General features: G+C 64.5%; 14 protein-coding genes, 1 pseudogene and 2 riboswitches. Of the genes and pseudogenes, 6 read left to right on the top strand and 9 right to left on the bottom strand.

Translation table 11 applies throughout. The annotated features are described in order from the left end of the window. Positions 1 to 88: 88 nt before the first annotated feature. The 3 genes and pseudogenes from ACLLJI_RS06010 to ACLLJI_RS06000 form a co-directional block, all read left to right on the top strand. A complete protein-coding gene (locus ACLLJI_RS06010; protein ID WP_434619114.1) occupies positions 89 to 2,401 on the top strand; it encodes an FdhF/YdeP family oxidoreductase in 2,313 nt (770 codons plus the stop codon). A gap of 197 nt (positions 2,402 to 2,598) precedes the next feature. Continuing rightward, positions 2,599 to 3,234 carry an AmiS/UreI family transporter gene (locus ACLLJI_RS06005; protein WP_434619111.1) on the top strand — a complete coding sequence of 212 codons (636 nt, stop codon included), beginning with the start codon at positions 2,599 to 2,601 and terminating at the stop codon, positions 3,232 to 3,234. Positions 3,235 to 3,306: 72 nt separating this feature from the next. After that, positions 3,307 to 3,569: pseudogene (locus tag ACLLJI_RS06000) on the top strand (acetamidase/formamidase family protein); the annotation flags it as partial. A gap of 60 nt (positions 3,570 to 3,629) precedes the next feature. On the opposite strand, the gene ACLLJI_RS05995 reads toward ACLLJI_RS06000, so the two are convergent. The 3 genes from ACLLJI_RS05995 to ACLLJI_RS05985 are packed head-to-tail and all read right to left on the bottom strand — an operon-like array spanning position 3,630 to position 6,567. Continuing rightward, positions 3,630 to 4,256, bottom strand: a complete 627-nt coding sequence (locus tag ACLLJI_RS05995) for a LutC/YkgG family protein (protein ID WP_434619108.1) — start codon at positions 4,254 to 4,256, stop codon at positions 3,630 to 3,632. Continuing rightward, entirely contained in the window at positions 4,253 to 5,767 is a 1,515-nt protein-coding gene (locus tag ACLLJI_RS05990) for a LutB/LldF family L-lactate oxidation iron-sulfur protein (protein WP_434619105.1), read from the bottom strand. The genes ACLLJI_RS05995 and ACLLJI_RS05990 overlap by 4 nt, the downstream gene beginning before the upstream one ends. After that, positions 5,764 to 6,567, bottom strand: coding sequence for a (Fe-S)-binding protein (locus tag ACLLJI_RS05985; protein WP_434619102.1), 804 nt, complete (start codon positions 6,565 to 6,567; stop codon positions 5,764 to 5,766). Before ACLLJI_RS05985 ends, ACLLJI_RS05990 begins: the two co-directional genes overlap by 4 nt. A 218-nt stretch (positions 6,568 to 6,785) precedes the next feature. Here ACLLJI_RS05985 and ACLLJI_RS05980 point away from each other — a divergent pair, with 218 nt between their 5' ends. Further along, on the top strand, positions 6,786 to 7,520 hold the full coding sequence (locus ACLLJI_RS05980) for a FadR/GntR family transcriptional regulator (RefSeq protein ID WP_283560824.1): 735 nt from the start codon (positions 6,786 to 6,788) through the stop codon (positions 7,518 to 7,520). A gap of 662 nt (positions 7,521 to 8,182) precedes the next feature. Beyond that, positions 8,183 to 8,998 (top strand): hypothetical protein, encoded by an 816-nt coding sequence (locus ACLLJI_RS05975; RefSeq protein WP_434619099.1) that lies wholly within the window; start codon positions 8,183 to 8,185, stop codon positions 8,996 to 8,998. A gap of 232 nt (positions 8,999 to 9,230) precedes the next feature. On the opposite strand, the gene ACLLJI_RS05970 is transcribed toward ACLLJI_RS05975, so the two are convergent. From ACLLJI_RS05970 to gcvP, 5 genes are all read right to left on the bottom strand, one after another. After that, positions 9,231 to 10,628, bottom strand: coding sequence for an L-serine ammonia-lyase (locus ACLLJI_RS05970; RefSeq protein WP_434619096.1), 1,398 nt, complete (start codon positions 10,626 to 10,628; stop codon positions 9,231 to 9,233). Between the two features lie 55 nt (positions 10,629 to 10,683). Further along, positions 10,684 to 11,988 (bottom strand): serine hydroxymethyltransferase, encoded by a 1,305-nt coding sequence (glyA, locus tag ACLLJI_RS05965; protein ID WP_434619093.1) that lies wholly within the window; start codon positions 11,986 to 11,988, stop codon positions 10,684 to 10,686. Beyond that, positions 11,985 to 12,368, bottom strand: a complete 384-nt coding sequence (gcvH, locus tag ACLLJI_RS05960) for a glycine cleavage system protein GcvH (RefSeq protein ID WP_434619090.1) — start codon at positions 12,366 to 12,368, stop codon at positions 11,985 to 11,987. The genes glyA and gcvH overlap by 4 nt, the downstream gene beginning before the upstream one ends. A gap of 92 nt (positions 12,369 to 12,460) precedes the next feature. Then, positions 12,461 to 13,603 (bottom strand): glycine cleavage system aminomethyltransferase GcvT, encoded by a 1,143-nt coding sequence (gcvT, locus tag ACLLJI_RS05955; protein WP_434619087.1) that lies wholly within the window; start codon positions 13,601 to 13,603, stop codon positions 12,461 to 12,463. 63 nt (positions 13,604 to 13,666) lie between these two features. Then, on the bottom strand, positions 13,667 to 16,663 hold the full coding sequence (gcvP, locus tag ACLLJI_RS05950; RefSeq protein ID WP_434619084.1) for an aminomethyl-transferring glycine dehydrogenase: 2,997 nt from the start codon (positions 16,661 to 16,663) through the stop codon (positions 13,667 to 13,669). Between the two features lie 51 nt (positions 16,664 to 16,714). Next, positions 16,715 to 16,812: riboswitch (glycine riboswitch) on the bottom strand. Position 16,813: 1 nt separating this feature from the next. After that, a riboswitch (glycine riboswitch) is annotated at positions 16,814 to 16,914 on the bottom strand. Positions 16,915 to 17,118: 204 nt separating this feature from the next. Here gcvP and cycA point away from each other — a divergent pair. Continuing rightward, positions 17,119 to 18,612: a D-serine/D-alanine/glycine transporter gene (gene cycA / locus ACLLJI_RS05945; RefSeq protein ID WP_434619081.1), complete on the top strand. Its 1,494-nt coding sequence runs from the start codon at positions 17,119 to 17,121 to the stop codon at positions 18,610 to 18,612. Positions 18,613 to 18,758: 146 nt separating this feature from the next. On the opposite strand, the gene ACLLJI_RS05940 is transcribed toward cycA, so the two are convergent. After that, on the bottom strand, positions 18,759 to 20,150 hold the full coding sequence (locus ACLLJI_RS05940) for a sugar porter family MFS transporter (RefSeq protein ID WP_434619078.1): 1,392 nt from the start codon (positions 20,148 to 20,150) through the stop codon (positions 18,759 to 18,761). Positions 20,151 to 20,239 lie beyond the last annotated feature (89 nt).

Raw genomic sequence — 20,239 nt, 5'->3', positions numbered from 1 at the left:
GGGTCGGGCGGACCGCTTGAAGACGTGTGTCCGGCGTCATGCAACGCGCCGTTTCGCTTTGCCGCGGGAATAACGGCACTATGGGTGGATGACACGTGGAGCGCCCGTCGAGGACATCAACGAAAACCATCTGACCGTCAAGAAGCCGAAGAAAAGCGCCGCCGGACTCACTGCGGTCGGCGTGGCCCTTGACCGCGGAATTTCCCAGGCAGGCGTGACCCGGACAGCGCGGTCGCTGCTGCGGCTGAACCAGCGGAACGGCACCGACTGCCCGGGCTGTGCCTGGCCGGAATCACAGGGCCACCGGAAAACAGCCGAATTCTGTGAAAATGGTGCCAAAGCCGTGGCCGAGGAAAGTACTCTCCGCACTGTGACGCCCAAATTCTGGGCCGAACACTCCGTTGCAGAGCTGGCAACCCGGACCGAATACTGGCTGGGCAATCAGGGCCGGATCACCCATCCGATGGTCATCCGGCCCGGGGGGACGCATTATCAGCCGATTCCCTGGAGCGAGGCCTTTGAACTCATCGGCGAGCACATCAGGGCCTCCACGCCCGAGCGAACCGTTTTTTACACGTCCGGCCGCACCGCCAACGAGACGGCGTTCATGTATCAACTGTTCGCCCGCTCCCTGGGCACCAATAATCTTCCGGATTGTTCCAACATGTGCCACGAGTCTTCCGGCTCGGCGCTGAACCCCACCATCGGCATCGGCAAGGGGACGGTGTCCCTTGAGGACATCCATCGGGCCGAGCTGATCTTCGTCATCGGGCAGAATCCCGGAACCAACCATCCGCGGATGTTGTCGGCGCTGAAGGAATGCAAGGACAACGGCGGCAGGATTGTTGCCGTCAACCCGTTGCCCGAGGCAGGATTGTTCAATTTCAAAGATCCACAGACGCCGTCCGGACTTCTCGGCGACGGTACCGCGCTGGCCGACGAGTTTCTGCAGATCAAAGTCGGAGCGGATCTGGCGCTGTTCCAGGCGCTCGGCCACCTGCTGCTCGAAGAGGAAGAGCGCGTTCCTGGCTCCGTCGTCGACCACGACTTCGTCGCCGCCAATACGGATGGGATTGAGGCCTACCGGGCCGCGCGGAAGTCCGTCGACTGGGCCGAAACGGAGCAGGCGACGGGGCTGTCCCGGCTGGAGATTGCCAACGTCGCCAAGATGATGGTCCAATCCAAGGGCACCATCATCTGCTGGGCCTTGGGCCTGACCCAACAGCCCCATTCGGTGAACACGCTCAAGGAAATCATTAATCTTCTGCTGCTCCAGGGGAACTTCGGCAAACCGGGAGCAGGCGCTTGTCCCGTCCGCGGGCATTCCAATGTCCAAGGCGACCGCACGATGGGCATCTGGGAGAAACCCCATGAATGGATGCTGGCGGCATTGGACCGGGAATTCGGGATCACTTCCCCGCGCGCCCACGGTCTGGACTCGGTGGACACCGTCACGGCCTTCGAGAACAACGAGGTCGACGTCTTTATCTCGATGGGCGGCAATTTTGCCTTGGCCTGCTCGGACACGGACCTCCTCGAAGCGGCGATGCAACGGGTGGGCCTGACGGTCCATATCTCCACCAAACCGAACCGTTCGCACGTCTCGCACGGCATGACCTCGTTGATTCTGCCGACCTTGGGCCGGACCGATACCGATGATAAGCATGCCGGCGGGCGTCAAATCCTGTCTGTTGAGGACTCCATGTCGGTGGTCCGCTCCACCCAGGGCCGGCTCGCTCCTGTCTCTGACCACCTGCTCGCAGAGCCGGTCATCGTCGCGCGGATGGCCAGCGCCACCCTTGGCGACGATCATCGCGTCGATTGGAAGGGCATGGCGGAAGATTATGACGTCATCCGCGATCACATCTCCCGGGTCCTGCCCGGCTTCGAGGACTTCAACCGCCGGCTGCGGACCAAGAACGGCTTCATTCTGCCAAATCCACCCCGTGATACCCGCAGCTTTGCCACGGACATTGGCCGGGCACGGTTTACGGTCAGCCCGCTCGAATATCTCACGCCGCCGGCGGGTCACCTGATTCTGCAGACCGTCCGCAGCCATGACCAGTACAACACGACGTTTTACGGCCAGGATGACCGCTACCGCGGGATCTCCAACGGCCGGCGCGTCATTCTGCTCCACCAGGATGACGCGGATGCGATGGGATTCCGGGACCGCGACATGGTGGACGTTATCAGCACCTTTCAGGGTGCAGAACGCCGGGCCAACAAATTCCGCTTAGTGGTTTACCCAACGCCGCGGGGCTGCGCAGCCGCTTATTTCCCGGAGGCCAACGCGCTGATGCACCGGGAGCTCGTGGCACGCGAATCAAACACGCCTGGATACAAGGCCATGTCAGTACGCTTTGTGCCGCACGCGGACAGACTCGAGCAAATGAGCTGAATTCACGGGATTTACGCCCCCGGGTCCAGGCCAAGAAAACATTCGATTGACATATAAAATAGGCTGGGTTAGTGTCATTTGAATTGCGAACCGAATAGCCGCTTAACTGGCAGGGTGGGCAATCGATCGATTCGTCCTTTCCAAACCAGATTCGGCCGGTCACCACGTGTCATCGTCTGTTTAGCAATGGAGCGCTCATGAGCAGTGTGGGTTTGCTGTATGTAGGGGCCGTGCTCTTTGTTAACGGTCTCATGCTCATCGGACTTGTACCCGGAAAATCGGCTGGTATACTGAATTTCTTTGTCGGCGGCATGCAGGTGCTTTTCCCGACTGTCATCATCCTGCAGGCCGATAACAATCTGCCGGCAATCTTCGCAGCCGCCGGCCTCTATCTGTTTGGCTTCACGTACCTCTACGTCGGCATTCTTCAGTTCACCGGGATTACCGGAGAAGGCCTCGGCTGGTTCTCGCTCTTCGTGGCGGCCTGCGCCGTCGTCATCGGTATTCTACAGTTCACCATAATCAACGATCCTGTTTTCGGAGTCATCTGGTTTGTCTGGGCTATTCTCTGGTTCATGTTCTTCCTGCTGCTGGGCCTCGGGAAAAAATCCCTGACGCATGCCACCGGCTGGTTCACGATCCTCATCAGCCAGCCGACCGCTACCATTCCGGCCTTCTTCCTGTTGGTCGGGAAATACGAAACCAATGCCGCCCTGGCTGTCCTGCTTGCGGTCCTTGCGGTGATTGCCCTCGCCGCCGCCCTGTTCCTGGGCCGCAATGCGGTGCGGACCCGGGAAGCTGCCGAGGCACCAGGAATCCTGCAGACCGTATGAGCGCACACCGCTCTCCCCCGGGAGAACGGCAGCAACCAGGATATTGAGAACCTCTCGAAGGACTCGGACTCTCTCGACTCCCATCTGTCGTACCAGAGGGCGTGCCTGCACGCCCCCTGGCACCTGACAAAGTTCGGCTACAGCACGGAGCAGGTCTATCTCATGCTCGGCGCCGCTCCGACCCAAGGGCGGCTCTCCGGCGTCGTGGATGTTCCGAACTCATGTTCTACGGTCTAGATTCCGACGTGGATCTTTGACTTCGATGTCCGGCCGTCGGCGGCGGGCCGTACCAAATCGATCCGGGCATCGCGGCGCCCAGGGCGAACAACAAGTGAGGCACCGTGTGGTCAGCAGGGCGCCCTGCCGGCCACGCGGGAGTCAGCTGGCCGGCGGAGCTATACGGCAATAATGACGTCCAGCCGCCGCGGGCCGTGCACTCCCTCGACACGCTCCAGTTCAATGTCGCTGGTGGCACTGGGGCCGCTGATCAGGGTCAGCGGACGGGTGCCGTCAAGGCGTTTGAGTGCCTCCGGCAGAATCCCGGCAATACTCTCCACCGGCACCACACAAACGTGGTGGTCCGGCACCAGCGAAATGGCCCGCCGGCCCTGATCAGCGGAGCCGTCCAGCACGATCGTTCCGGTCTCGGCCACCGAGACGGCGCTCGATGTCAGCACGGCGTCCATCGCGTCCAGCCTGGCGATGGAGAGGGGACTCTCGAGGCTGTCGACGACGGCGCGGGCCGGTTCGGTGTCAAAGGCCAGCCACGCTGCGGGCAGGCCTGGCGGGATCACAAACTGGCCGGCGCCAGCCAGCAGCCCGCCGATCCGGCCGCTGACGCCGTCGGACTCCTCCACGAAGACGTTAGCCTTGTAATCCACCAGACGGTCCACCAGCAGCGCCACCAGCGCTTGAGCGTCCAGCCCGGACGTACGCCGGTAATCACGGGGAACCGGCGGAACCGCTGGCTGATCGGACAGTGCGGCGTGGATCCGGTCCAGAATTTCTTCCCGTGCGCTCATGCGTTCTCTCCCGTTCCGGCCGCCGTGTCAGCCGTGGGTACATGTTCTTTTTTCCACCAGTCACGGAACGACTGCGCCGGCGGCGCGGGAATATCCCTGCTTTGCGTCCAGCCGCCGGCAAGGCCGGGCAGCCGCTTGATCAACCGATCCGGCCCGGCCGCCAGCTTGCCCAGCGGCAGTCCCTTCTCCGCCAGTGCCAGGTTGCGGCCGGAGGAGAGCGCAACCTTAGCCACTGTCATCCCCACGTCCATCTGGCTGGGCAGTTTACGCTTGGCATGCTCGGCGGCCACCTCCTTACCGCGCAGGTGGACCAAGATCTCCGGGATATTGATCTTCACCGGACACGCATCAAAGCACGCCCCGCACAACGAGGAGGCGTACGGCAAGGAGTTGTTTTCCTCGGCCTCGATCCCTGTCATCAGCGGGGAAAGAATGGCTCCGATGGGACCGGGATAGGTGGAGCCATAGGCATGGCCGCCGGTGCGCTCGTAGACCGGGCAGACGTTCATGCACGCGCTGCAGCGAATACAGTGCAGCGCGGAACGGCCCATTTCGTCGGCAAGCGCAGCGGTGCGGCCGTTATCCAGCAGCACCAGGTGGAAGTTCTGCGGCCCGTCCCCCTCGGTGACGCCCGTCCACAGCGAAGTGTAGGGATTCATCCGTTCACCGGTGGAGGAACGCGGCAGCAGTGCCATGAACACCTCGAGGTCCAAGAAAGTGGGCAGCAGCTTCTCAATGCCCATCACTGTGATCAGCGTTTCCGGCAGCGTCAGGCACATCCGGCCGTTTCCTTCCGACTCCACCACCGCCAGGGTGCCGGAATCGGCGATCGCGAAGTTTGCCCCGGAGACGGCAACCTTCGCGGTTAGGAATTTCCGCCGCAGGTGCGTACGGGCAGCCATCGCCAGCTGCCGGGGATCATCGGTCAGCTCCGGATCCACCCCGGCCATTCCGGCCAGGAAGATGTCCCGGATCTCGGTCCTGTTTTTGTGGATGGCGGGCACCAGAATATGGCTCGGTTTGTCATGGCCCAACTGAACGATGAGTTCGGCCAGGTCCGTCTCGTAGGCCGCGATTCCCCGCTCTTCCAGGTACTCATTGAGACCGATTTCCTGCGTGGCCATGGATTTGACCTTGACCACCTCGGTGGCGCCCTCGGCCCGAATAAGACCGGTGACAATCTTATTGGCTTCCTGTGCGTCGCGGGCCCAGTGAACCGTACCCCCGCGCTTGGTGACATTTTCCTCGAGCTGCACCAACAGCCGGGGAAGATCGGCCATGACCTGCTGTTTGAGCACACTGCCGGCTTCGCGCAGTTCCTCCCAATCGGGAAGCTCGGAAACCACGCCTAGACGCTTCTCCCGGATGGTCCTGGTGGCATGGCCCAGATTGGCGCGCAGCTGGGTGTTGGCAAGTTCGCGGTGCGCGGCGTGCGGGAAGGGCTCGGTCGCGAACAGGTTACCGCTGCCGTAACTGGCGATCTTCGGCATACCCACATTGATCTGGCTCATGAGCGTCCCCGTCCGGTCAGCAGTTCGACCTCGCCGGACACGGAGACGGGCGCTTCCACCGTGCTGGCAAGTATCTCGGCAAAGTGCATGGTTGCGGCACCGCTTTCTTTGCGGGAGAGGCCGCCGCCGATGTGCAGCAGGCAGGAGGCATCGCCGCCCGTGCACAGTTCTGCGCCGGAGGCTTCAATAGAGGCCACCTTATCCTCGAGCATCGCACTCGAGACATCCGCGTTCTTCATCGCAAAGGTGCCCCCGAATCCGCAGCACTGATCCGGTTCTGCAAGGTTGCGCAGATCGATCCCGCCGACCGTCCGCAGCAGATCCAGCTGCCGGTCACCCAGTCGGAGCAAACGCATGCCGTGGCAGCTGGGGTGGTACGCCACCGTATGCGGGAAGTATGAACCAAGCTGGCCCGCGGCGTCGGTGATGCCCAGGACGTCCACCAGAAGCTGGGAGAGTTCGTAGGTCTTAGCGCCGACGGCGTTGGCCCCGTTTTCCAGCGCAGCGTCACCGCAGTGCCGGGCAATCATCGGCTGCTGATGCTTCACCGATGCAACACAGGAAGCAGAAGGCGCAACGGCGACGTCGTAGTCCCCGTGGCTGAACGCGGCGACATGGTTTGCGACCACCGGCAGGGCGTCGTCGAAGTAGCCGCTGTTGATGTGCATCTGGCCGCAGCAGGCTTGACCGGCCGGGAAAACAACCTGGTGTCCCAAGCGTTCCAAAACCGTCACCGTGGCCTTCGCGGTACGCGGGAACATAGCGTCCACAATGCAGGTGGCGAAGAGCGCGATCTTCATGGAATCCTTCCGGGGCAAGGTATGCCGGGACGCGGATGACGTGTGGTCAGACCATAGTAGCCCCGTGCTGCACGTCACGTCCACCTGCTGGCGGCTCTCGGTGACTGGAGCGCCGCCATGTTGCCGGTGATTCGGACAGCGGCTCCGGGACCGCTTCTTCACTGGGCGCCTACGCATGGCAGGATAGAAAGGATTTCCAGTCGTCCAAGGAGGGTACTGTGGCGGCAACGCGGCGAACGTACGAGATTGTGCTCAGCAATATAGAAACGGACCTTCGCTCCGGTGCCATTAAACCCGGTGACCAGCTGCCCGGTGAGCGCGCACTGGCGCAGACATACGGTATTTCCAGGGCCTCTGTGCGCGAAGCCGTGCGCATTCTCGATGCCATGGGCGTGGTGCGCACATCATCCGGATCCGGCCCCAATTCGGGTGCCATTGTGGTGTCCAATCCCGCCGCCGGCCTTTCGTCCGCGTTCAGATACCATGTAGCCACACGCCATCTACCGGTCCGGGACATTGTGGAAACCCGTATCCTGCTGGAAACCTGGGTTGGCCGGGCTGCGGCCCAACAGGAGCGCGACGGCGCCGAATTGGACGGCGTGCGGGGGTTGCTCGCCGCCATGGATGACCCGGGTCTCGATCAGGAGATCTTCCACGTCTTGGATGCACAGTTCCACGTTGCCGTCGCCTCGCTGGCGGGCAACGCGGTGATTGAAACCATCATGGTCTCGCTGAGCCAATCCATCCGTGGCTATGTTAATGAGGCGGTGGACAAGGTCGTCGATTGGGAGGAGATCGCCGTGACCTTGCGCCACCAGCACCATGGCATACTGGACGCGATCAGCGACCACGACCCGGATGCCGCCGAGGTCCGGCTGCGCGAACACATCGAATGGTTCTATCACCGCACGCTTTCACCCGACCCCGGCACCCCTGCTTTTCCCGAGAAGTAACTGGTCACGGGCAGTGGACGGCCCCCGCCGGCGCCGTCCCGGACCACCGGGACGTCCGAACGCACGGACCGCTGCGCCTGTTGCGAAGGCCCACGGCGCGCCTGGCATTCTATTCGTCCCCCTACCTATTGCCATCGTTACCTATTGCCATCGTTGCCCTGCACGCGCACAATGTACGTGTCCGGTCGCGTCGCCCGGGAATCAGCGGTCTCAACCGTTGACAATCCCAGCCGCCGCGACGCTGAACCGGAAGTTTCCGGGATTTTCCCTCGGCTGTGCATTCCGCATCGGCAGCAGAGGGATGGCGGGGAGGGGAGACCGCTGTGAACCGCGTCTGGAGTCCCCGTCATGCCAGGATGGCAGCGGTCGCCGGCTGCGCTGCCATAGGGCTGGCGCTCGTGACCGCCTGCGCCCCGTCTGCGCCGCAGTCACCACCTCCGGCAAGTCCACCAGCGCAGGAGTCCGCCACTGGCCCGAGCGCATCGGCCCCCTCAGGGAGAACCGATCCGGGCGCCGTCGTAAATCCCACCGGCCCACCGGAAGCCGGAGCGCCACCGGCTGCAGGCAATGCCCTGGCGTGGGTTCCGCCGGGTCCTGCGGATCCGGCGGATGCGCCGCCTGATGGCTGGTACGCCCTCATGGAAGCGCACAGGTGCGACGAAATGGCCCCCAATGATGCGCTGGCGCGTGCAGCCCAGTCGATCTGCACCGCCGTCGATCCGCGGGCCTCTGCCGCGGACGTTTCGTCTGCTTGGGCGCAGGCGGTGGCCAGCTTCCGGGAGGCACAGCCGCCCGCGCCGACCGCGTGCTTGGAGGCGACCGCCTACTCGGTTGTCTCCAATCTGTTGGCCTACCACGTGGCGCACCCGAACAGCCCGGTGCTGCCCGCCGCGGGGTCAGGAACGGCATGCCCGCCCCAGCTGACCCGAGTCGACCCCGCGGCGGACGCCCAAGCAGGCACCAAGATACGGTTGATAGGCCACTTCGTGGAGCTTTCCGCGGTCCTCGTGGACGGGATAGCCGTCCAGTTCCGGAAGGTGTCGGAAAACAGGTTCGTGTTCACGGCGCCAGCGGCGCATTCCGGCCCCGCAACTGTTCGAGCCGTGGGTCCAGGTGGAACTACCATCGAGGGCAGCGCCGAATTCACCTATTTGGTGCCGATATCAGCGTCGCTTGTGCCGAGCGGCCCGGAGGTGACCGCCGCCCCGGAACCAGCCCCAGCCCCGGAACCGACCCCCGCCCCGGATCCGACCCCCGCCCCCACGGCGAGCCCCGCCCCGGATCCGACCCCCGCCCCGGATCCGACCCCCGCCCCCACGGCGACCCCCGGCTCCGATCCAGCCCCCGGTCCCCATCCAGCCCCCGCCCCGGAGCCGACCGCCGCCCCGGACGTGCCGACGTCGTCCGGCCCTCAGGCGCCGGGCCCAGCCGCGGCGGCCCCGGACGCAGGGCAGCAGCGAAGCTCCCCGGCTCCGTAAGTGCCACGGTGCGGGCATCTCCGGCCGGGAACGAAGTCGCTCCGGGGCAAAAAGCAATCTCTAAACTCTGGGCCACCTGCGCACACGCCGGGAGCACCGGTCCAGCCCCCGAAATCAGCAGCCCAACCCACCCAAATCATCGGTCGAGACCGCCGAGGTCACCGTGTTCCCGACAAGTCCGACCAACGGAACAATCCGGGTCCCGACAGGATCGGTCAACCGCACGACCTGTTTAGCACTCGACGACGTTCACCGCCAAGCCCCCCATGGCCGTCTCCTTATACTTCGTATTCATGTCCTTGCCCGTTTCGCGCATGGTCACAATGACCTCGTCCAAGGAGACGCGGTGCTGACCGTCGCCCCACAATGCCATCTTTGCGGCATTAATGGCTTTCGCGGCCGCAATGGCATTGCGTTCGATGCACGGCACCTGCACCAGTCCGCCGATTGGATCACAGGTGAGACCGAGGTTGTGCTCCATGGCGATTTCCGCCGCGTTCTCCACCTGCTCGGGCGTCCCGCCCATGACCTCGGCCAGGGCACCGGCGGCCATGGAGGAAGCCGATCCGACTTCGCCCTGACAACCGACTTCGGCACCTGAGATCGAGGCTTGTTCCTTGTAAAGGACTCCGATGGCGCCGGCGGTGAGCAGGAACCGGACGACGACGTCGTCCTTGGCTTCCGGCGCTGCGTCGCGCATGCCCTTCGTGTAGTGGGTGGCATAAAACATGACCGCCGGAATGATGCCGGCGGCGCCGTTGGTGGGTGCGGTGACCACGCGGCCACCGGAGGCGTTTTCCTCGTTCACGGCCAGTGCCACCAGATTCACCCACTCCTGCCAGTACTGAGGATCCCGATCTGTGTCTTCGAGCCGCAGCCGGGCATGCCAGTCCGGCGCACGACGGCGGACCTTGAGACCGCCGGGGAGCAGGCCGGTGCGCTGCAGGCTGGAATTCTTCGAATCTTCCATGACGTCGCGGATGTGCAGCAGACCGCTCCGGACTTCGGCCACGGAGCGGCTGACCATTTCGTTGGCCAGCATGACGGAGCTGATATCCAGCCCCGACGCGGCGCAGTGCCCCAGCAGACCGACGGCAGTGCGGAACGGGTACGGCAACTGCTCCTTGGAGGTTTCCAGCTCCGTCGCTGCCGATTCCTCCTCGCCCTCGCGGACAATGAAACCGCCGCCGACGGAGAAGAACGTCGCCTCCTGCAGGACGTCACCGGATGAGTCCGTGACCTGGAACTTCATCCCATTGGTATGCCGCGCCAGCACTGTCAGCGGATGCAGGATCATGTCCTCCACCCGATAGCTGATGGTCCTGGCGCCGCCGAGCTCCAGCTCGCCGCGGTCCGCAAAGAACGCCAGCCGGTCCTGGACTTCCTCCGGCAGGATCAGCTCCGGCTCCCGCCCTTCCAACCCGAGCAGCACGGCCGTCATGGTGCCGTGCCCCTTGCCCGTGGCCGCGAGCGAGCCGTACAGATCCACCCGCAGCCCCGCCACGTCATGCAAAATGCCACGGAATTTAAGTTCGGCGGCGAAAACGGCGGCCGCCCGCATCGGGCCAACCGTATGCGAACTGGAAGGCCCGATGCCGACCGAGAAGAGGTCGAAGACTCCTACTGCCATGACTGGTCCATTTCCGGAACTAGGGTGTACAAACGTGGATGACTGTCCGAACCGGCTATGCCAGTTCCGCAAGAGTTGGATACAGGGGGTGTGCAGCCGCCAGTGCGTGCACCCGGGCCGCCAAGGGCGCCAGATCATCCCCTGGTCCGGCGAGCAGCGCCTCGGCGATGATGTCCGAGACCTCGACGAAGGCTGTCTCGCCAAATCCGCGGGTCGCCAAGGCCGGCGTCCCGATCCGGAGCCCGGAGGTGACCATTGGCGGCCGCGGATCGAACGGGACAGCGTTCCGGTTCACGGTAATGTCAATTGCCGCCAGGCGGTCCTCTGCCTGCTGCCCGTTGAGGTCGTAATCGCGCAGATCCACCAGCACCAAGTGTACGTCTGTGCCACCGGAAATCACCGAGATTCCAGCGGCCGCAACATCCGGGCGGGTGAGCCGGTCCGCAAGAATTTTCGCTCCGGCCAGCACCCGTTCCTGTGGTTCCTTGAACTCCGGTGACGCCGCGATTTTGAAGGCGGCGGCCTTCCCGGCGATGACGTGTTCCAACGGGCCGCCCTGCTGACCGGGGAACACAGCGGAGTTGATCTTTTTGGCGAGATCCGCGTCATTGGTCAGGATGAAGCCACCGCGTGGACCGGCCAGGGTCTCGTGCGTCGTGGAAGTGGTGATGTGGGCGTGCGGCACCGGGCTCGGATGCAGCCCGGCTGCCACGAGACCGGCTAAATGCGCCATATCCACCATCAGATAGGCCCCCACCTCGTCCGCGATCCTGCGGAATGCCGCAAAGTCCAGCTGCCGGGCATAGGCGGACCAACCGGCCACAATCAGCTTCGGCCGGTGTTCCCTGGCCAGCCTTTCGACCTCCGCCATGTCCACGCGATGGTCGTCTTCGCGCACCTGGTACGGAATGACGTTGTAGAGCCGCCCGGAGAAGTTGATCCGCATACCGTGCGTGAGGTGCCCGCCGTGGGCCAGGTTCAGCCCCATGATGGTGTCTCCGGGCCTGATCAGCGCATGCATCACCGAGGCGTTTGCCTGGGCGCCGGAGTGCGGTTGGACATTCGCATAGGCGGCGCCGAACAGTGCCTTGAGCCGCTCGATGGCCAACTGCTCGATGGCGTCAACGTGTTCGCAGCCGCCGTAGTACCGCTTCCCCGGATAACCCTCGGCGTACTTATTGGTCAGGACCGAGCCCTGGGCCTGCATGACCGCCACGGCCGTGAGGTTTTCGGATGCGATCATTTCCAGGCCGTCGCGCTGGCGACTCAGTTCGTCGTCGATCTTTGCCGCCACTTCCGGGTCCACCGCACCGATGTCGCCGTCCAGCAGCGAGGCGCTGCGCACCGTCCCCGCGCTCACATCTCGCCTCCATTGGCCGCGGCGTAATCCTCGGCGCTCAACAGGGGCCCGTCCGCACTGACGCTTACCTTGAAAAGCCAGCCGACGCCGTACGGGTCGCTGTTGATCCGGGCGGGATCCGCGGCGACGGTGCTGTTGATTTCCGTGATCTCGCCGCTGACCGGGGCATACAGGTCGGAGACGGATTTGGTGGACTCAATTTCACCGCAGCTCTCGCCGGCAGTAATGATGGCGCCCACCTCTGGAAGGTCAACATAGACGATATCACCCAGGGCCTCCGTCGCCACGGCGGTCACGCCGACGGTGGCGGGACCGGATCCGTCCCGCCCCACCCATTCGTGTTCGGCGGAGTACTGCAGTTCGGGAACAACCTTGCTCATGATCTCTTCTCTCGGGAGAGTTGTGGGGTCTCGATAGCCCCGACCAGAGGGAGGCTATTCGACCAGTGGGACGCTATTTGACCAGGGGGCGGCTATTTGACGCGCTTGTAAAAGGGCAGTTCGACAATCGTGAACGGTTCCGGCCTGCCGCGCAGATCCACGCTCACTTCGGAGCCCCGTTCGGTATGTTCGACGTCAACATAGGCCAGCGCTACCGGGTAACCGAGTGTCGGGCTGGGCGCACCGGACGTCACCTCGCCGATCACGTTGCCGTCCAGCGTGACCGGATAGTGTGAGCGGCCGGCGCGCCGGCCCGTTCCCTGCAGACCCACCAGCCTGCGGCCCGTGGTCGTGCCGGCGCCGCTGGCCTTTTTGCCTTCCAAGGCGCTGCGTCCGACGAAGTCACCGGGCTTGGACAGCGCGACAATGGGCCCCAAACCGGCGGAGAACGGATCAATATCCAGGCTCAGCTCGTTGCCGTAGAGCGGCATGCCCGCCTCCAGCCGGAGCGAGTCGCGGCAGGCCAGCCCCGCCGGAACCAGCTTCTCCCCGCCGGCCGCCAACAGTGCGGTCCACAGCGCGGCTGCCTGCGCGTTAGGGATGTAGAGCTCGAAACCGTCTTCGCCGGTGTAACCGGTGCGGGCCAGCAGAACGTCCATGTCCTGGTCGCCGGCCTGAACAGTAATGCCGGTGCTGGCGTAGTACTTAAGGCTGCGCACCGCCTCGGCATCCGCTGCCGGGACCAGCGCCAGCAGGATCGCCTCGGCGTCCGGACCCTGGATGGCAATCAACGAGGTGGCGGCGGACTGGTCATCGACGACGACGTCGAATCCCGCGGCCCGCTGTGCCAGCGCCTCTGCCACCACCGGGGCATTGCCGGCATTGGGCACTACCAGATACTTTTCATCGGAGCGGCGGTAGCTGATCAGATCATCAATGATGCCGCCCTCGTCGTTGCAGATCAGCGAATACTTGGCCTTGCCATCCACGACGGCGGAGAGTTTTCCCACCAGTGCGAAGTCCAGGAACGCACCCGCATCCGGGCCGCTCACCCAGACCTCACCCATGTGGGACAGGTCAAAGAGACCCGCCGTGCGGCGAACCGCGTGGTGCTCGGCAAGTTCGCTGCTGTACTTCAGCGGCATCTGCCAGCCGCCGAAGTCGGTAAAGGAGGCGCCCAGCTTCTCATGCTCCGCATACAGGGCCGTGTACTGGGATTTCGTGGTTGTTGTCATGATCGTCACCGTTCTGTGGATGGCGCTGATTCTGTGGATGGCGCTGAGTTAATGGACGCTGGGTCAGCTGGCGGAGTCGGCGGAGCTGTCCTCGAAGGCTTCGGGGGGTGGGCAGGAGCAGATGAGGTTACGGTCGCCGTTGGCACCGTCGATCCGGCCCACCGGCGGGAAGTACTTGTCGGTCCGGAGCGAGGACAGCGGGAACGCCGCCTGCTCGCGGCTGTAGGGCCGGTCCCAACTGCTGGTGACGACGGCAGCTGCGGTGTGCGGAGCCCGTCGCAGCGGGCTTTCTTCGGCGCTGAAGTCGCCGTTTGCCACCTGGTCGATCTCACCCTTCACGGCGATCATCGCATCAATGAATCTGTCCATCTCGCCCAGGTCCTCCGACTCGGTCGGTTCCACCATCAGCGTCCCGGCCACGGGGAATGACAGCGTGGGTGCGTGGAAACCGTAGTCGATCAGTCGTTTCGCCACATCCTCCGCGCTGACACCGGTCCGTGCGGTCAGTTCGCGCAGGTCCAGGATGCATTCGTGGGCGACCAGGCCGCCGCTGCCGGTGTAGAGAATGGGGAAATGCTCGTTCAGCCGGGTCGCCACATAGTTGGCCGCCAGCAGCGCGGACTTGGTGGCCTCGGTCAGGCCTTCCCCGCCCATCAGCTTCACGTAGGCCCAGGAAATCGGGAGGACGCCCGCGGAACCGAAGCGCGAGGCCGAAATCGGCACGCCGGCAGCGGCCGATTCCGTCCCGCCGGCGCTGGCCGCGGCCACCGCATCGCCGGGCATGAACGGCGCCAGATGTGCCTTGGCCGCGACCGGTCCGACGCCGGGGCCGCCGCCGCCGTGCGGGATGCAGAAGGTCTTGTGCAGGTTCAGGTGCGAAACATCGCCGCCGAACAGGCCGGGCTTGGCCAGCCCGACCAGCGCATTGAGGTTGGCGCCGTCGATGTAGACCTGGCCGCCCGCTGCGTGGACGGAATCGCAGACCAGCCGGACGTCGTCGTCGTACACCCCGTGCGTGGACGGATAGGTGATCATGATCGCGGCCAGCTTGTCGCCGCTGGACTCGATCTTGGCCTGCAGGTCCGCGTGGTCGATGCTGCCGTCGGCCGCGGTGGCCACCACCACAACCTTCATCCCGGCCAGCACCGCGGAGGCGGCGTTGGTGCCGTGCGCGGAAGCGGGGATCAGGCAGATGGTGCGCTGCTCGTCGCCGCGGGACAGGTGGTAGCCGCGGATGGCGAGTAGGCCTGCGAGCTCGCCCTGTGAGCCGGCGTTCGGCTGGATGGAGACCTGGTCATAGCCGGTGATTTCCGCCAGCGACTGCTCCAGATCGCCGATCAGTTCCCGCCAGCCCTCGGTCTGCGAATCCGGCGCGAACGGATGGATCGAGGCGAATTCCGGCCAGGAAATGGATTCCATTTCCACCGTGGCGTTGAGCTTCATGGTGCACGAGCCCAGCGGGATCATGGTGCGGTCAAGGGCCAGGTCCCGGTCGCTGAGACGGCGCATGTAGCGCAGCAGCTGGGTTTCGGAACGGTGGCTGTGGAAGACCGAGTGGGTCAGGTAGCCGGAGGTACGGACGACGGCGGCGGGCAGCTCGAAACGGGTGCCTCCGGTGCCGCCGTCGGTTGCGGTGGCTCCTCCGGTTCCGGTGCCGCCGCCGGGTCCGCCGGTTCCGGTGGCTCCGGCGTCGGCCGGTGCGGCGCCGAACACCGCGGCGACCGCGGTGATGGTTTCGGCCGTCGTGGTTTCATCCGCCGAAATGCCGACCTGGTCCGCGTCGACGCGGCGCAGGTTGATGCCCTTGGCCTCGGCCGCGGCGATGATCTGCGCGGCCCTGCCCGGGACACGGACCGTGAGCGTATCGAAGAACGACGCGCTGGCCAGTTCGAGACCGGCGCCCGTCAGGGCGGCGGCCAGCGCGCGGGCGTGTCCGTGGGTCTGTTCGGCGATCGCCTTCAGCCCGTCCGGGCCATGGTAGACCGCGTACATGCTCGCCACGATGGCCAGCAGGGCCTGCGCCGTGCAGATGTTGGAGGTGGCCTTTTCGCGGCGGATGTGCTGCTCGCGCGTCTGAAGGGCCAAGCGGTAGGCCGGCAGACCGGCGTCGTCCTTGGATACACCGACGAGCCGGCCGGGCAACGAACGCTCCAGCCCGTGGCGCACCGCCATGTAGGCCGCATGCGGTCCGCCGTAAAACAGCGGCACGCCAAAGCGCTGGGCGGAGCCGACAGCGATATCGGCACCCTGCTCCCCCGGTGCAACGATCAGGGTCAGGGCCAGCAGGTCCGCGGCGACCGTCACCATGGCGCCGCGTTCCTTCGCCCTCGCGATCACCGGAGCGTGGTCGAAGACGCGGCCGGAGACGCCGGGCTGCTGCAGCACGATGCCGTTGATGGTCCCCTCGGGCAGGCCGGCGGACAGATCCGCTACTTCAACCTCGAAACCAAGAGCTTCGGCGCGGCCGCGCACAATGGCCAGCGTCTGCGGCAGCAGATCCGCGTCCAGCACGGTCTTGCCCTGACCGGCGCCCGGGGCCTTGTTGGCCCGGCGCATCAGCAGGACGGCCTCGGCGACCGCCGTGGCCTCATCGAGCAGCGAGGCATTGGCCACCGGGAGCGCGGTGAGGTCCGCAACCATCGTCTGGAAATTCAGCAGCGCTTCCAGCCGGCCCTGCGAAATTTCCGGCTGGTACGGCGTGTACGCGGTGTACCAAGCGGGGTCTTCGAGGATATTGCGCCGGATCACGGGCGGGGTGAACGTGTCGTAGTAGCCCTGGCCGATCATCTGCACCGCGGTCTTGTTTTTTTCGGCGAGCTTGCGGAGCGCGACGAGGGCCTCGGCCTCGGTCAGCGCCGGCTGCAGAAGCAGCGGGGCGGGCTGGCGGATGCTCGCCGGAAGAGCCGTGTCCACGAGTCCGTCGATGCTGTCGTAGCCGATGGCTTTGAGCATGGTGTCGACGTCGGACTGGCGGCGTGCGCCGATGTGCCGGTCGGCGAAACTGGTGCGCGAAGGCTGCACCGGAAGCGATGGGCGAGGGCTGGAAGACTGAACCGTCATGAGGAACTCCAAGTTTGGCCGACATCGCAAAGATGCCGGAGGGGCCGGGTTCCTCCCCGCTCTGTATTGGACCTGAGAGTTTCCGCGGACACGAGTCCGCTTGCACCGTCGGTGAGTCCGGGCTTTCGCCTGACTACTTTCCAGAGTTGCCTTGCCGCAGCGGTACAGGGGCCTGAGAGATTCCTGGGGAGGATTTGCTCCTACGGCGCCTGCACGGTGTTGCACCGGCAGGACTCTCCCGCCGCGGTTCAGAGGCTGTGAAATTATAGGTGATTCGGCTCACCAGCTTACCCCTGTTGGCGCGTCCGGCCAAAGCCGTGCGCGTTTGACATTACCTCGTGACAGACAACACACTGAAACCCAGGCAGCCGCGGCCAAAGCGGCACCATCCACTCCGGGCAAGCACCCGACCCCCGACTTTTCGCGCGCCTTATCCATCTCTTGAGAGAAGTTTCATGTCTGAAAGAACGACGGTTCAACCGCCGGTCCGCACCCCTGACCGGGCCGCGGAAGGACCGCACCTGACCCGCTCCTTGTCCAACCGGCACATCCAGCTGATAGCCATTGGCGGCGCCATCGGCACCGGCCTGTTCATGGGCTCGGGCAAGACGATCAGCCTCGCCGGCCCCTCGGTCATTTTCGTGTACATGATCATCGGCTTCATGCTCTTCTTTGTCATGCGGGCGATGGGGGAACTGCTGCTCTCCAACCTCAAATACAAATCCTTCAGCGACTTCGCCGCGGACCTGCTCGGACCCTGGGCCGGATTCTTCACGGGCTGGACCTACTGGTTCTGCTGGATCGTCACCGGGATTGCGGACATCATCGCCATCTCCGGCTACGTCCGCTTCTGGTGGTCCGGACTCCCGCTGTGGATTCCGGCGCTGGCCGCCATCGCGGTGCTGCTGGGACTGAACCTGCCGACGGTCAAGGCCTTCGGGGAGACCGAATTCTGGTTTGCCCTGGTCAAAATCGTCGCCATCGTCACGCTCATCATCGTCGGCCTGGTCATGGTCTTCACCGCCTTCCATGCACCCAACGGCGCGCAGGCAAGTTTCGCCAATCTGTACAACGACGGCGGCCTCTTCCCGACCGGGCCGATGGGCTTCGTGGCCGGTTTTCAGATCGCCGTCTTCGCCTTCGTGGGCATTGAACTCGTCGGTACCACCGCGGCGGAGGCCAAGGATCCAGAAAAGAACCTGCCCAAGGCCATCAACTCCATCCCCGTCCGCGTGATGCTCTTTTACGTGGTGGCCCTGATCGTCATCATTTCGGTGACCCCGTGGCGCGAAATCACCGCCGACAAGAGCCCCTTCGTAACGATGTTCAGCCTGGCAGGGCTGCTGATCGCCGCCGGGATGATCAACTTCGTGGTGCTGACCAGCGCCGCGTCGTCGGCGAACTCCGGCATTTACTCCACCTCGCGGATGGTCTTCGGGCTGGCGCAGGAAGGCAACGCGCCGCGGAAGTTCGGTAAACTCACCCGCAACCACGTGCCGGCCAACGCCCTGTTCTTCTCCTGCATGTTCCTGCTCGCCGCCGTCGTGCTGCTCTACGCAGGGTCGTCGATCATTGAGGCCTTCACCGTGGTCACCACCATCTCCGCGCTGCTCTTCATGTTCGTCTGGACCATCATCCTGGTCAGCTACCTCGTCTACCGCAAACGGCGCCCGCAGCTGCACGCGGCGTCGAAATTCAAGATGCCGGGCGGTGTGGCCATGTGCTACGTGGTGCTGGCGTTCTTCGTCTTCCTGCTCTGGGCGCTGACGCAGAAGCAGGACACGCTGCAGGCGCTGCTGGTGACGCCGATCTGGTTTGCCCTGCTCGGAATCGCCTGGGCCCTGGTCCGCCGCCGGCCCGGCCATAAGGCCCGCTATGCGCTCTTCCAGCAGGAGCTGCAGTCGGACAAGGACACCCTCGCCGACGCCCAGGCGCCCGGCGGGAACTGAGCCACGTCCACCGCCCCAACTGGTCAGCATTTGTGGCTCCAATGAGCGCTTATTGGAGCCACAAATCCTGGTTAGTTTGGGGTTTTTGGTGCTCGTTAGGACGCCGTGTTTTCCTAAAACGCTGTGTTTCCTAGGACCTGTGTTTCCTAGGACGCCGTGTTTTCCTTGCTGCGCAGCCAGCTCTCGATTTCCTCCAGGCTGCGGCCCTTCGTTTCGGGCACTAGCTTGACGGCGAAGAGCCAGCCCAGCGCACAGACCACCGCGTACAGCCAGAACACCGGCGACTTCCCCAAGCCGTTGAACAGGGAAAGGAACGTCAGCGAAACGACAAAGTTCATCCCCCAGTTGCACAGCAAGGTGGCGCTCATCGCCGAGCCTCGGATGCTCAGCGGGTACAGCTCCGATGGCAGGACAAAGACGACGACCCCGACGCTCACCGCGAAAGCGGCGATGTAGACGGCCACACAGATGATGGCGATCCAGCCCGCGGAGGCCGGCAGCGGATTCGGCAGCAGGACTAGCCCCAAAACCAGCAGGCTCACCGTCATGATCGCAAATCCAATCATCAGCAGCAGCCGACGGCCCACCCTGTCCACCAGCGACATGCCCACCAGCGTCATCACCACGTTAACGGCTCCCACTCCGGCGGTCGCCAGAATGGCCGCCGCGGGCCCCAACCCGGTGGCATTAAAGATGGTGGGGGCATAATAAATGACGGTGTTGATGCCGCTGGCCTGGCCGATTACTGATACCCCGATCCCGGCGATGAGCGCCGGGCGCACCCAGGGTTTGGCCAGGTCACGCAGCGTGGACTTGTGCTGTTCCGCGGATTTGGTCTGCTGGATATCCGCCAGCTCCACGGCCGCAATACGGGGTCCGCGCAGCCTCAGCAAAACCGCCTTGGCCTCCTCTATTCGACCTTTTTCCACGAGCCAGCGCGGCGTTTCCGGCAGGAACAGCATCCCGATGCCTAACGCGGCCGACGGAATCAGTGCCAGTCCGAACATCCAGCGCCAGCCGCCGTCGTACGCGAAGGCCGCATTCGTCAGGTAGGCAACCAGGATGCCGATGGTGATCATCAGCTGGTTGAAGGAGACCAGCTTGCCGCGCGTGGCCGGTGGTGCGGCCTCGGCAATGAACAGCGGCACCAGGACGGAGGCCGCACCTACGGCGATGCCGAGGATGACGCGCGCGGTGATGAGCGTTCCCACGCTCGGAGCAAGCGCCGCTACGACGGCGCCGATGGCGAAGATCGTTGCTGCCCCGGTGATGGATAAACGCCGACCGATTTTGTCCGCCAGCGGCCCGCAGGCGATGGCGCCTGCCATGGCGCCGATCAGCAGCGAGCTCACCACGACGCCCTCGGAGAGTGGATCCAGGTGGAATTCGTCGCCGATGAACAGCAGCGCCCCGGAAATGACACCGGTGTCGTAGCCGAAGAGCAGGCCACCCAAGGCCGCAATGATACTGACCGCGTAGACCAGCGCGCGGGATCCCTCCTTGCCTGCAGGTTGTTGATGGGCTTGCTGCGTGCTCATGTGAAAACTCCTTCCCTCGATGCCGCTCGGGTGTTCGCGTTTCACTCTATCCCCGGGGCACTGACACCGGCTGGAGAGATCCGCTACCG

The sequence above is a fragment of the Arthrobacter sp. A5 genome (genome assembly GCF_051131705.1).
Taxonomy (GTDB): Bacteria; Actinomycetota; Actinomycetes; order Actinomycetales; family Micrococcaceae; genus Arthrobacter_M.
The sequence above is the reverse complement of the archived record's forward strand: the minus strand, read 5'-3'. Positions and strand labels throughout refer to the sequence as shown.